The organism is Burkholderia sp. FW306-1C-G01B, assembly GCF_058781685.1.
Genome location: NZ_JBYSWZ010000004.1, coordinates 1 through 13,199, shown reverse-complemented (window position 1 = coordinate 13,199; position 13,199 = coordinate 1). Strand labels below are relative to the sequence as shown.

The 13,199-nt window shown below is 60.8% G+C and carries 10 protein-coding genes and 1 pseudogene; 1 reads left to right on the top strand and 10 read right to left on the bottom strand.

Annotated elements, in window-relative coordinates; genetic code table 11:
* Positions 1–16: 16 nt before the first annotated feature.
* The 5 genes and pseudogenes from AC3WLY_RS09635 to AC3WLY_RS09615 all read right to left on the bottom strand — a co-directional run bounded on the left by AC3WLY_RS09635 (position 17) and on the right by AC3WLY_RS09615 (position 5,121).
* Positions 17–910 (bottom strand): radical SAM protein, encoded by an 894-nt coding sequence (locus AC3WLY_RS09635; RefSeq protein WP_492308618.1) that lies wholly within the window; start codon positions 908–910, stop codon positions 17–19.
* Positions 911–988: 78 nt separating this feature from the next.
* A complete protein-coding gene (locus AC3WLY_RS09630; protein WP_492308638.1) occupies positions 989–2,497 on the bottom strand; it encodes a S8 family peptidase in 1,509 nt (502 codons plus the stop codon).
* Between the two features lie 420 nt (positions 2,498–2,917).
* Positions 2,918–3,130: pseudogene (locus tag AC3WLY_RS09625) on the bottom strand (IS5/IS1182 family transposase); the annotation flags it as partial.
* A 522-nt stretch (positions 3,131–3,652) separates the two neighbouring features.
* A complete protein-coding gene (locus AC3WLY_RS09620; RefSeq protein ID WP_492308619.1) occupies positions 3,653–3,967 on the bottom strand; it encodes a hypothetical protein in 315 nt (104 codons plus the stop codon).
* A 191-nt stretch (positions 3,968–4,158) separates the two neighbouring features.
* Complete coding sequence (locus AC3WLY_RS09615) at positions 4,159–5,121, bottom strand: hypothetical protein (protein ID WP_492308620.1); 963 nt, start codon at positions 5,119–5,121, stop codon at positions 4,159–4,161.
* Positions 5,122–5,206: 85 nt separating this feature from the next.
* On the opposite strand from AC3WLY_RS09615, the gene AC3WLY_RS09610 reads away from it, so the two are divergent.
* Entirely contained in the window at positions 5,207–5,458 is a 252-nt protein-coding gene (locus AC3WLY_RS09610; RefSeq protein ID WP_492308621.1) for a hypothetical protein, read from the top strand.
* 158 nt (positions 5,459–5,616) lie between these two features.
* Here the strand turns inward: AC3WLY_RS09610 and AC3WLY_RS09605 are convergent, their stop codons facing one another.
* The 5 genes from AC3WLY_RS09605 to AC3WLY_RS09585 all read right to left on the bottom strand — a co-directional run.
* Positions 5,617–6,516 carry an EAL domain-containing protein gene (locus AC3WLY_RS09605; RefSeq protein WP_492308622.1) on the bottom strand — a complete coding sequence of 300 codons (900 nt, stop codon included), beginning with the start codon at positions 6,514–6,516 and terminating at the stop codon, positions 5,617–5,619.
* A 263-nt stretch (positions 6,517–6,779) separates the two neighbouring features.
* Positions 6,780–10,031, bottom strand: a complete 3,252-nt coding sequence (locus AC3WLY_RS09600; protein ID WP_492308623.1) for an ATP-binding protein — start codon at positions 10,029–10,031, stop codon at positions 6,780–6,782.
* The gene (locus AC3WLY_RS09595) at positions 10,031–10,693 is read right to left on the bottom strand and encodes a response regulator (RefSeq protein ID WP_492308624.1); all 663 of its coding nucleotides are present in this window, start codon (positions 10,691–10,693) and stop codon (positions 10,031–10,033) included. Before AC3WLY_RS09595 ends, AC3WLY_RS09600 begins: the two co-directional genes overlap by 1 nt.
* A 281-nt stretch (positions 10,694–10,974) precedes the next feature.
* A complete protein-coding gene (locus AC3WLY_RS09590) occupies positions 10,975–11,412 on the bottom strand; it encodes a hypothetical protein (protein WP_492308625.1) in 438 nt (145 codons plus the stop codon).
* Between the two features lie 723 nt (positions 11,413–12,135).
* On the bottom strand, positions 12,136–13,199 hold a 1,064-nt coding region (locus AC3WLY_RS09585), incomplete at its 5' end, for a YadA family autotransporter adhesin (protein ID WP_492332663.1).

The window sequence follows — 13,199 nt, the reverse complement described above, 5'->3', positions numbered from 1 at the left end:
GATCGTAGTCGTTCATTTAATTCTTTTGCCTTGACGAACGCACCGATATTGAAGCAACCGTCGTTCTCAGCTTTCTGAATTTGGATCGCAATTGACCGCAGCCCCCCAGAATATCCGTCCCTTTGCCAATGTCGGCAATGCAATCGAATCCAGCATCGGTCAAACGAGAGAAGAATTTCCCAAACTCATCCGATGCGGACAAAAACAGCCCGCTTACAGGACTGACATCATTCAGGCGCTTTAGTTTTATGGAAAATATTCCGGATGGAATTATCTCGGTCAGCCGCTTCAGATCCTGATCTCTATCGTTGATGTTTTTGAGCAGGATATAATTGAGAATTACGCGAACCCCTGTTCTTTGCTGGTAGCTTGCAGCATGCTCTATGAGATCCTCGATTCGATATCTCGCGACGCCGGGCATGAGTTTTTTTCTTATCTCGTCCGTCGTCGCGTGCAGTGATATCGATAGCGTATCCAACGGAATGTCATAGAGTTCGTCGAATTTTGACAGAATCCCTACGGTAGTCAGGGTAACCCGGTTCGCCATGCCCCTCGCCTTAAAATCAAGGGATGCCTTTCTGACATGCGTCAAATTGAGCATGGGCTCACCCATGCCGGCGAACAGTATGGTATCCAGATTTCGGGAGCCTTCCTGCATTAATTCACTTGAGCAAATTTCTACTTGACGCACGATTTGACTTGCATCCAGATTGCCCAATGATTTTTGACGTCCAGTCTCACAAAAAAGACATCCGACCGCGCAGCCAAATTGACTGGAGATACAAAGATACGGCAAGCTGTTTTCACCATAGTAAAAATACGTCGCTTCGACGGTTTTTTCTCGACCGCCGGCGCTTAACAGATACTTGCAGCCACCATCTAACGAATTTACTCGCTCAATCACTTCCATGATTTCGTCCCCATATTTCATATCGTCACCGTCATCGAGATCTGAATTCCTCGGCGACGATGTGTACGAACTCCGCCGTTACTGTCGTACCGAACGAACGACGGCACCGGCGTCAAGCAGGCCCGCGCCGCAAGTGCTCGACGAGCAGCCGGAGTCGCTCGGGAACGGGCGCGCCGCCGCCTGCAATTTCTGCAGAATCTGCTCGGGCATAAGCGAGTCGTTCGCCGCGAGCATCAGCGCGACCGTGCCGGCGACGTGGGGCGTCGCCATGCTCGTACCGTTGAAGTACGCATAGGTGTCGAAGGATGGCGACTTCGTGCCGCTGTTGAGCGTCGACAGGACGCCTACGCCGGGGGACGCGACCTTCACTTCCGGGCCGTAGTTGCTGAAGTACGCGCGTTTGCCCTTCGCATCGGTCGCTGCGACGGTGATCACGCCATCGCAGCTCGCGGGTTGCCGATTCGATGCAAGTTTGGAATTGTTGCCCGCGGCAACGACGACCGTCGCCCCTTTCGCGATGACTGCGTCGATCGCATCCTGGTAGGTGCGACCGCATTTGCCAGCGCCGCCGAGACTCAAGTTCAGCACGCGAGCCGGGTTCCGGTTATCCGGAATGCCGGGCACGGGTAGGCCGACGGCCCAACGCATTGCGTCCGCAATATCGCTCGTTACGCCGCCGCATTTGCCGAGCACGCGTACCGGCAGGATCTTTCCCTTCCACGAAATGCCCGCGACCCCGTCGCCGTTGTTCGATACGGCGCCGATCGTACCCGCGACGTGAGTGCCGTGCCACGAACTGTTGCTCGCATACGTACGGCCGGAATCATCGACCTGGCAGCGATAGAACGGGCCGTTCGGATCGTCGACTTCCTGTTGCGTGATCCAGTCGCCCGGATCGGATGCGTCGTTGTCACGTCCGTCGCCATCGTTCGCCGTATCGGAATTCGAGATGAAGTCGTAACCGGGCACGATGTTCGCGGCGAGGTCGGCATGCGGACGATAGCCGGTGTCGATGACCGCGACGACGATCCGGTCCGAACCCGTCGTGATGTCCCACGCCTTCGGCAGGTTCGCGCCACCGCCGGCTTCGCTGTAACCCCACTGCTCGGAATAGAGGGGGTCATTGGGGACGAGAGAGGCATGCATGCGCGCGTCCGGCTCCGCGTATTCGACCGCGCCGTCGGCGGCGAAGTCCTTCGCGAGCGCCGCAGCTTCTGCGACCGATACGCTGCGCCGCAGCTTCAGCACAGCCGCGCCGCCCGCCATTTCGCGCTTCACCTGCGCCCCCGCAGCCGGATCGCCTGTATTGCCCGCCGCAGAAGCGGCTGAGGCGCCGAACGCGCGACGCTTGCGTGCGGCGAGCACGCGGTCGATCACGTCCTGCATGTCGGATGTGATGGTCGATCCACCGCCGCGCGTGACGGGCAAGGCTGTCGACTTGAGCTTGACGATCACTTGATCGACCGCCTCGAACGCATCGCTCGGACCGGGCACACTCGGCGTTTGTGCGCGCGCGAATGGCACGCACGCGGTGAGGATGAAAGCAGCCGCATTCCTATAACAAGTAGTACGAATGAATTTATTCACGTTTACTCCCGAGAAGATCTGATCAGATAAGCGAAATGAATCGTTGGAGCGAAACTGCTCGCAAGACACGCCAAGGAATCGAACATGAAACATGCTCGATTCCAAACAACATCGGTATACGCTTTGCAAAAACTAACTTGATGACAGACGTTCGGTTCTCACCCGCCCGGCCCATCTGTCAGACGTGAAAGCAGCGCAGGGGCCTCGCCTTTCTTTCTACTTCCTTTCAATAAAATTATATGGCCGAAAGCAAAACGTCAAATTTTTTTATCAGAATCAGCCCGATTTCGATGTGTCGACGGGCGCAAAGCTGATTCCGTCATTTCCGACTGAAAATATCTTGATATTTGTCATGAGCCAGCCGGATTTTTTTGACAAAGCGGCAATCCGCCTCTTCGCGGCGAACCTCTCTTAGAGGCGTCATGCACTTTGAAGAGGCATGGCATGAACGAGCATGAGCATGGCGAAGACGACGAAATGCAGGCCGGCCAGGCAAGGTCTCTCAGGCAATCGCTCATAGTCGTGGGCGAACCGCCGGAAGCGATTAGCCGAACCGAAACCGCGCTCGACGACGCTGCGTCGCCGCAGCAGTACAAATTCGTTTCTTGTTTCCGGCCACTTGATGACCTGCAGCGGGTCTACGACCGTCGACTCGAGCGGTGCGAGCCGGGGGCCGAATTCCGCAAGCGACGGCTCCTCCTTCAGATCGTCAGGGCGACGACCGAACGTGTCCGGATGCAAGTCCATTCAATTTGCTGCCCGCGCCGGTCACGCGAGCAGCCGCGCGTAAAAGCTCAGCTTGATTGCATGCATCAAACATGCGTGCGTTATCGATTTCGTCGCTTCGGCGTGCCTGGCGGGGCGCGTTCGAATTGAACAGCGCGAGATAGGTGACCAGCTCGCTGAACGAAGCTGCACGGCGGGTGTTGTGTTGGATAGAGATCAAGACGGTGCAAAGCGTGTTGTACGAACGTTCGCGTGTCGGCGAGAAGCGGCAAAATTACGCGTCGCGTCGCGTCGCGTCGCGGCGCGATCGCGATCGCCTGGCGAAAGTCCGACCATGCAACAAGCTCCAAACTGGGACAGGTTTGATGGAGCCAGATGTTTCGACTGTGCACGACCAGGGATCTGGGCCGCCGTCCTGACGGACGTGACCTAGCGCATCTGGAACAGTTCCCGATGAAAGTTGGCGCGATCTAGACCGTTTGCGACGAGATCATTTCGCACAGCTTCGCCGAATGCAGGTGGCCCGCAAAACCAGACGCTTGCATCCCCCCAGTCGGGAACCGCCGTGCGGATGCGCTCGCCGTACAACCTGCCATGCTTCGAATCAACTAGCAGATGCAGTCGCACTTCGGCTGCGTCCGCATCAGCGACGAGCTGATTGATTGCCTCTTGCGAGAAATCGGTGGTCGTATGGAACAGATCGATGCGATGACGCCGCTCGGGATGCAGTGCCAACTCCTTCATGCGCGCGATGAAAGGTGTGATGCCGATTCCTGCGCCGATCCAGATCTGGTGTGTGCGTTGATCTGCGAACGTGAAGCAGCCGGTACGGCCCTTCCACCGTCACCGGCATGCCCACCCTCAAGCGGCCCTTCAGGCCGCTCGTGTGGTCGCCGAGCTCCTTCTTGCAGAAGACTACCTGCGGCTCGCGACGATCACCTCAAGAATTCCTGCGGGATGTCTGTCAGCCTGCGTTGTGTCATGTGCTGCATCCAGCCGGTGTCGCTCGGCACGCCATGAAGCGGTTTGGTCGCGACGGTTTGAACCATTGAGACCTCCGGCGTCCCGACGGTCGCCTCTTGCGCAGGCTGCGCGGGTCGCCACGCGTCGACGCGAACGCGATAGGCGGTCCCCTTGCCGAGATCGCCCTGAAGCGGAACCGACGCAGGCCGATTACGGCTACGCGCGTGGCCCAAATTCGCGTGCGCCACGCCCGTATCCGCATTGCCGCCTCGAACGGACCGGGGATGAACGGATGACGGCTGAACCTGTCTGCGCCGACTCTTCGCGAGTACCCGATTGTCACGGTCGGACGATTGGGCCCGGTGCACGCCGGCAAACGGCGACACGCGGCCCGAATCCTGCGGAACGGCGAGCACCGGACCGCGATCGGACCTTGCCGCACGCTGCGCGGACGACGCGCTAGCCGACGGTACACTGCGACGTTCGACAGCCGGTTCGGCAACGGCCGCCCGAGTCACCGTGCCTTCGAACACGTCTGCACCGGCGTGCCCCCCGGGACGGAGCGACATCAGTCCCGCCAGCGCCGCAAACACGCCGACGGCAATGGCGATACTCGCGTGCTTCGAACCCGGCCGGCGGCGCGAGACAGGATGACCGACAATGGGTGCGACCGCGGCGTCAGCCGGCCCGAACCCCGCGCGCGAGGCGCGCGCGGACAAGCGTGGCGTTTTCGGAAAATAGCGCGGCTGCCAATGGCTCATCCAGAACACGAATCGCGCCCGGTGCGCGATTGCGCTAAAACCGCTGCGCCCAGCACCCGCCATCGAAGCGATCGGATGCAGCGTCCAGTCGCGGCTGCTCAGCAACATCAGCGCTGAAATGGACGGAATGCCCAAGGCGCCTTGGACGCCGACAAAATCATCAGTCACTGCCATGCCGCCGCCCCCCCCTTTTCGCTAATGAGCCGACCATGATGTTGCCGCCACGGTCCACACTCGAACTGACGTCGCGGCAAATTCATTGCAACAAAAACGCGTGATCGGAACCGGCAAAGCACTGGCTACGCCCGATCGATCCACCTGTCACTTTATAGTCGCGCCTTCGGGCGTTGAATCACAGATCTTCGAAATTCGGCACGCGAGCCGTGCCGGCACCGACAACATCCTGTCCACCATCGCCGCCAACGTGTTCTATGCGGCGCAAGCCCTGCCGAATCCCGGGTATCTAACTTTTCCGATTCCCGTCGTCGCGGAAACCGGGCATTTTCGATAATCAACGGACTGGAAATGACGAAAAATGGCTGATGAACTGATCAAACGTTCGCTGGTCGCGCTCGTACTCTGGAAGATTCCGACGATCGGGTATTACGAAATTCCCGCTGAACCTGCGTAGTGAAAACGGCCGGCTCGTGACCTGCGACCTGGCCACGACTAGCCCGCCGCCGTCCCGAAGCAGATGCTGCTGCGTCCGCATGCGGACGGATCGCACCGATGGCGTTGAGACGTCGCATGCCCGCCCACGCACTCGGGCCACGCTTGCGCGCTCATCGGTTTGAACAGGGCAGCGCCCTGCAACTCAATATCGCGGTAGCGCCTCAGAAACTCGAGCTGGCTCGTGTTGTCGACGCCGGCGACCGTCAAGGTCAGGCCCAGATCATGCGTCAGCCTCGACACCGACGACAGGATCGCTTCGGTCGTCGCTGAATGGGCCAGGCGCGCGGCAAACGATTCACCGAACTTCACGCCGGTCACGGGCAGCACCATCAACGTCGATATCGCCGTATGATGAGCGCCGAAATCGCTCAGCACGATGCCAAATCCCTTCTGCCGCAAACGTTTCAGGCAATCCAGAAGGGGCAGCGACTCCTCGGGCGCCGGCATTTCCGGAATCTCGAGCGTCAACTGAGTCGCAGGCACATCGAACTTCGCGATCGACCGCGCCAGATGTTCGGACATGCCTTCCGCCCATAACCGGGTGCCCGACAGGCGCATCGAAACCGCCGGCGCGCCGCAGCCGTGTTTGTTCCAGTGTCCCAACTGCCGGCACACCTCGCTCACGACATGTTCTCCGACACGCGCCGAAACGCCGAGCCGATCAGCGGCGGCGTACAACTCGCTCTGGCGCAATACGCGCCAATGCGGGTGATGCCAGCTGACCGCTGCCTCAGCCCCGACCACGGCACCCGACCGCACCGAAACGATGGGCTGGTAATCGATCGAGAACTCACCGTGCTCGATCGCCCGCTCGAGGTCGGCCTCGCGAAACGGGGGGCCGTCCTCGTGCTCCCGGGCGCTCCATTCTCCCCGATGATACGTGCTGCCCGCTTCCACATTGTTCTCCCTAAGACGCAATTGCCGAAAGGCCAGCCTCGCGGCAGCCTTCCACCTGTTGGAGCGCGAAGCCGGCTCGTGCCGACCTGCACGATACCTTCATCTCAAACCACTCCAATCTTCAGGAAACGTTAAATCAAATGCGGGGGCGCGTGAATCACAATACTTAGAATCCGTCGCCCGTGGAACGTCGGAAATGCGACTGATCCGGAAAGACGGCGGATGCCATCAGCCCGTGCCGCTCGGGGCACGGGCTGCCTGGATCAGCGGCGTTTCAGGGACGCAGCCATTTCTTGCAGGACGTCCCGAATACTGTTTGCCTGCAATTCGATCTCCCGGTCCCATTCCGCCGATTCGTGTACATAGGCGCGGAGTTCCTGGCATTGCTCGTGCAACGCGGATGGGCCCAGTACCGCGAGCCCGCCCGCCACGCCGTGCAGCCAGCGCCTGAGCCGCGCAAGCGTTCGCTCGCGCATGACTTCGTCGAACTCGGTGATTTCCCGGTCAGCCTGAACCAGGAATGCCGGCACATAGGCCGCTGGAACGTCCGGAAACTCCGGTAGCGCGTCGGGTTCGTCGTTCCCTCGAGTGTTGCCGCCCATGCTGCCGTTGCCACTGCCGTCCCGGACGATGGCTTCCAGCGTCTCGAGCGGAACAGGCTTGGCCAGATAGTCGGTAAACCCGCGCGCGCGCCCCTCGGCAATGTCTTCCGGGCGAGTGCTCGCGCTCACCGCATATACCGGCATCGCAAGGCCGAGCGCCCTCATTTCGGCTAACAATTGAAACCCGTCCATCACCGGCATGTCGATGTCCGTCATCACGACGTTCACCGGTTCCTTCGACAGCAGGGTCAGTGCCTCCTCGCCATTCGTCGCCTCGATGACGCGCGCGCCGAGCGTCGTCAGCTGATCGAACAGCAGGCTGCGATTGAGCAGGTTGTCCTCGGCGATCAATACCGTGACGGCAGCCGCCTCGTCGTTGCTCGCGGTCACCGCGGTCGGCGCCTGCCGCCCGTCCGTGAGCATCCGGGCCGCCGACTTCAGGCCGGCGAGGCTATACAGGCTGATCTCGACGCCGCCGTCGTCGCGCCGCCTGGGAACCAGCGGTCCCGCCTGTATCGCCCACAGGATCGATCCTGGTGTCGGCCACCATGCCAGGATGTCAGCCGGCGCGAACTCGTCCGTCACGATCAGGAAGTCATGCGCATGCTCGTCGATCGGGACGACCGGGTTGGACACGGATGTCACCCTGGCCTCGTCGGGATCGAACAGATTACTCAGCCACTCGAGGTTCTCCTGGGCACGACACAGCACGGCGACGCGCTGATACGGAAGCGTCCAGCCGGCGCTGCTCGCATCGCCCTCGGAGGCTTTGAGCGGCAGAATCACCGTGATGCGTGTCCCCACGCCGACCGTGCTCTCGAGGTCGAGACGTCCCTTCATCAGCTCGCACAACCGGGCACAGATCGACAAACCGAGGCCGGTCCCGCGCGCCTGCATCAGCCGGTTGCTGTCACCCTGCGTGAACGGCTGGAACAATCGGTGTTTCAGATCGTCGGGTATCCCGATTCCGGAATCCGTCACGCTGATTTCGAGCGCACCGGCGCTCCAGCCCGCGCGCAGCACGATCTTCCCGGAGGGGGTGAACTTGAGCGCGTTGCTCAAGAGGTTGTTGACGATTTGCGAAACCCGGATCGGATCGAAGTGGAGCCGCGACGGAAGATTGCGTTCGAACACCGTGTAGAACTTCAACCCCTGCTGCGTGGCCAGCGGCGCGTGCGCGAGCGCGAGGCGGTCCAGCAGATCCGCGATGCTCGCCCATTCTTCCATCAGGCTCAGCTCGCCGACATCGATCTTGGAAAAATCGAGCACGTCGTTCACGATCTGCATCAGCCCGCGCGCCGACGTCTCCATGGCCTTCACGCGGGCCTGCTGCTCGGGCGCCAGCGCGCCACGCGCGACGAGCTCGATGTTGCCGACCAGCGACGCCAGCGGAGTCCGGATCTCGTGGCTCATCGACGCGAAGAATGCCACCTTGGCCTTGGCAGCGGCATCGCTCGTCAACTTGGCCTCGCGCAGCAGGATCTCCGCCTGATGATGGGACGTCATGTCGGTAATCGCGCAAAAGAACACTTCCTGCGCATTCAGCGTCGCGGGCGCGTAGGTAATCTCGATGTAGACGGCTGAATGCCCGGCACGCGAAAGCGCGAACGGAAACTGGAAAATATGGGAATCGTCCGCGTCCGTGTCTTGCCCGGCGAGCGATGATTCGAACGCGCTTTGCAGTTCCCGCGGCAGATGCTTGTCGGAAATCCGCAATCCCAGCATCGAGCGCGCAATCGGGTTGGCCACCACGATCTCGAGCGTCGAGCGCCGCACGATGCACAAGCCCACAGGCGTCGCATGCACCAGCAGGTGATTGAGCATCTCGCTTTCGAGCGCGCGCGACGCTTCCAAATAGATGCGCGTCAGAAACCGGTAGTTCCAATACCGGAACGCGATGAACAGCAGCGCGATCAGGACGATGGTGGTACCGCCTATCAGCCACAACTCGTAGCGCATGGATCGGAGCTGCAGATCGAGCGGCAGCAGGTACATCATGTGCCCGAACCCGGCGAACAACGCCGGGCGGCGAATCGCCCACCCGAAACCCGGTACCCAGTGATAGAGGCCGTCCTGCTTCCCGACGAGGTGCGTATCGACCTGGCGGACCCTTGCGACGGAGTCGGCATCGACGAGCGGGATACCGTCCGAATCCACGACGATCGGCTGCTGAACCCGGCCGGCGCGCTCGATCGTCGATAGCAGGCTGCGCAGGTCCACGCTCGTCAGCACGATCGCGTAGAGCGTGTCTCCCCTGTACACAACCGATGCACCGACCATGTGAAGCTCGCCGCCTTGCTCGCCGCTGCCGGCCGCGAACCAGAGGATCAGCTTCTTGCGGGCGGCGTCCAGCGGATCGATACCGCGTTTCCTGTACCGTTCGAGGACGGACGCAACGAGTTCGGTGGGCGTGCCGGAACGCAGCGCGCTCAGGTCACCCGCAGGAAACAGGTATCCATAACCCACGGAGCCGTCCGCGGCAACCAGTTCGATGCTGGGCGATTGTCCCGAGTTGGTCAGCAGTTGCACCGTGTAATCGCAACTCTCGAGCAACGCCTTGTCATCGAAGGAGTTGTTGTTCATCGGTGTGCAGACGTTCGGCGCAGGTACGCTCGTCACCGACGGCGCACCGTTCATTCGCAATTGCAGCACCAGGGCCGCCGTCGTGAGCATCATGCGCCGCTGCAGGAACGTGTCGACGACTTCTTTCTCGTGGATGCGCGCCGCCTGCTCTTCCTGCCTGAATGCCGTCTGAAACAATCCCGTGACGGTGATGATCGAAACTGCAAGGGCGACGGAGATCAGCAGCGCGATGACGACCGTGAATACCCGACGCTCGCGCTTCAAATTGGATTCGAGCGAATAGAATTTCTTCAACGGCGACCCTTCGACCTCAGGCAGAACGCTTTGCATCAGAGTAGCCCTTGCTCACGCGCGCAATTGATCAGATCGACGTTGGTCTCCACATGGAGCTTGCGCATCGCCGATCGCTTTTGCGTGGAAACTGTTCCCAACGAGCGATTGAGTATTCGCGCAATCTCCGTCAACGCCACCCCGGTCGAAAACAGGCGCACGACCTCGAGTTCCTTGGGCGTCAGCGCCTGGAAGTCGGCTGTGCCGGGCTTCACGCTGCCGGCCACGGCGAGCCGATGCGCCATGCCGGGAGATAGCGATTGCGTGGCACCATTCATGATTCTGACGCAGACCTGGCCGAGTTCACCGATCTCCTCTTCCTTCCCGACGAGCCCCGCTACACCCATGCGGCACAACTGATTGATCAAGCCCGTATTCGTCAGCATCGTGAAGACGACCACCGGCGTGTGTTCGCACGTCCGGATCAGATGGGAAATCAAGCGCAATCCATCCTTGTCGTCATCGCTTTGCTGCATCGCGAAGTCCGTCACGACGAGATCGACTTTTTGCTCTTTCAGGGTCGCGAGCAGTGCGCTTCCGGAAGAGACCGACGCGGCCACGCGGAATCCGGGCAGCGAGTCGATGTAGTTCGTGACGGCCCGCAAGACGATCGGATGATCGTCAGCAACCACGACGCGTATCAGCGACTCGACGTTAGACATGACGGCTCCAGAAGACAATGGATAACGAGGGGGAGTGACCTTGGACGATCGCGACACGCCGCACCGAGAGAATGTTGAACCGAGCCGCAGCACACCAGGCACGCTGCCAAGCGATATCGGCCGGATTACCACGCCCCCTCGGGTTCACGACTTCGCGCCACGGATTCGTCGCGTATCGCGAGTGCGCGCGCGACACTGCCCGGCAACCGGCTCGTGTATATTCGCGCGCGCTTGCATTCTACGCTTGCCGCTACTGGTCTCCTACCCCCCGGCACCGCGGATCACGGCTCGCGGCAATCGAGGCACCCGGCGCATGGGCAACGGGTGTTGTAGCACCGCACTCGAAAGACACCGGTCTGCCCGGTCTTGAACCTGCAGTAAATGGCTTGCACGCCATCGAATCCGACGGGCGACGGCGCCGTATCCGTATCGGCGGACTGATGAAGGGAGCACACGCCGCCGCCCGCGTCGTGGCTTCTCGTGCGAAAAAGCGACGTCCAAGCCATGACGTACATGAGAAAGCAGATGCTCAGCAGCATCGCCGCGATCAGCACCACGAACGCCATCACCAGCCATCCGTTCAGAACGTTGATGTGCCAGAGCGAAAGCACGAGCAAACAGGACATCACGAAAACGACAGGCACCAGAATGAAAACCCACTTCGAAACCTTGTCCCGCACATCCGCAATTTTCCCTTGCGCAGCATGCCCCCTTCTCATGGATGTCGCTCGCTCAATCATATCAACCCCTGGTTACCTCACTTCATGAATGTGCGACGCCATTAGCCCGCTTTCATCCGGAAAAATGTAGAACGACGGTTACTCGTAAAATTTAAGGGCGATTTGACATTATTTGAATATTCACCCATCAAAATCGCACCACCAAGATAGTCTCGCCCTTGGTTGACGCATATAACAATATTTAGAAAAACAAGTACGCCGCAGGCAACGACATGTCCCAAACCTGGCCAACTCAATAGGGCCGGCAGAGGCCGGCACGGAGCGCCCTCCCCTTTTTGCGCGACGATCCGCAGCCTCACGATGATCGTGCCGCCTAATCCGGCCTGATTCGGAATGGCGAACCCGGGTAACTTCTTGAAACGAATGAAATCAATGCGGGCGAGTACATCCAGAGACGCACCCTAATTTTTATTATACTTAATATACTAATTATCTCCCGCAAACGTATCAGCTGCATATCTTATAAATTCGAATTGCAGCCAGCACGTTGGATATCGCCACCTCCGGAGATGAGTCGACGGCATGGCCGTGGATCGACGCATACGCGCGATTTGACGGCCGATCGCAGCCGAATCGCGAAAAATCAGGTATCCGTCAAAAAAAAGCCATCCCATACACTGTATGAGATGGCTCGAAGGGCCCGAGAGGCAGGCGTCTCGACCTCACGGTCGATAGCCCGACTCCAGAGCCGCGAGGCACTCGTTACCACTGATAGGACATGCCGCCCCCCCACACTTGGTTGCCGCCGCTGTAACTCACACCGGCCCGCATCTTGAGGTTCTCGGTGACGCGTGCGGTCACGCCGAGTGCCGAGGCCTGGTAACCCTTGTAGTTGGCCGTACCGATACCGACGGCCAGGGTCTTGCCTGCGTCGACCTCCGGAATCATCGACAGCGCGCTCGCCGCCGCAATGCCTGAGTACGCATCACGCGCAACCGAGTTGATCTGGCCTTGCATGCCGGACATCTGGTTCTGGATGCCCGAGACGGTGCTGTTCAACTGCCCGACGTTGACCGCATCCGTGTCGTTCACGCCGGCCGCAACGTTGGTAATCCGGCGCTCGTTACCTGCGGAGCCAACCGACACCGTGTTCGCCTCGGTCGCAACAGAGCCCGTGCCCAAGGCAACCGAATTCGAGCCCGATGCCACCGCACCTTGACCGAGCGCAACGCTATTGGCGCCGGTCGCGCTGGCGGCCGTGCCGTAAGCGGAGCTATTCGAACCCGACGCAATCGAACCCGCACCGGTTGTGGTGCTATTCGTGCCCGACGCGGTCGAGTTCGCGCCATTGGCCGTGCTGTTCGTGCCCGAGGCGGTCGAGTTGTTACCCGTTGCCGTCGCGCTGTCAGCCGTCGCCGAGGCGTTCTCGCCGGTCGCCGTCGCACCCGCGCCCGACGCGGTCGAGTTCGCGCCGTTGGCCGTGCTGTTCGTGCCCGAGGCGGTCGAGTTGTTACCCGTTGCCGTCGCGCTGTCAGCCGTCGCCGAGGCGTTCTCGCCGGTCGCCGTCGCACCCGCGCCCGACGCGGTCGAGTTCGCGCCGTTGGCCGTGCTGTTCGTGCCCGAGGCGGTCGAGTTGTTACCCGTTGCCGTCGCGCTGTCAGCCGTCGCCGAGGCGTTCTCGCCGGTCGCCGTCGCACCCGCGCCCGACGCGGTCGAGTTCGCGCCGTTGGCCGTGCTGTTCGTGCCCGAGGCGGTCGAGTTGTTACCCGTTGCCGTCGCGCTGTCAGCCGTCGCCGAGGCGTTCTCGCCGGTCGCCGTCGCACCCG

What these genes read in the sequence shown, in the direction of transcription:
- AC3WLY_RS09635 (WP_492308618.1), bottom strand. Translation starts at nt 910, where the DNA reads ATGGAAGTGATTGAGCGAGTAAATTCGTTAGATGGTGGCTGCAAGTAT.
- AC3WLY_RS09620 (WP_492308619.1), bottom strand. Translation starts at nt 3,967, where the DNA reads ATGAAGGAGTTGGCACTGCATCCCGAGCGGCGTCATCGCATCGATCTG.
- AC3WLY_RS09615 (WP_492308620.1), bottom strand. Translation starts at nt 5,121, where the DNA reads ATGGCAGTGACTGATGATTTTGTCGGCGTCCAAGGCGCCTTGGGCATT.
- AC3WLY_RS09600 (WP_492308623.1), bottom strand. Translation starts at nt 10,031, where the DNA reads ATGCAAAGCGTTCTGCCTGAGGTCGAAGGGTCGCCGTTGAAGAAATTC.
- AC3WLY_RS09595 (WP_492308624.1), bottom strand. Translation starts at nt 10,693, where the DNA reads ATGTCTAACGTCGAGTCGCTGATACGCGTCGTGGTTGCTGACGATCAT.
- AC3WLY_RS09590 (WP_492308625.1), bottom strand. Translation starts at nt 11,412, where the DNA reads ATGAGAAGGGGGCATGCTGCGCAAGGGAAAATTGCGGATGTGCGGGAC.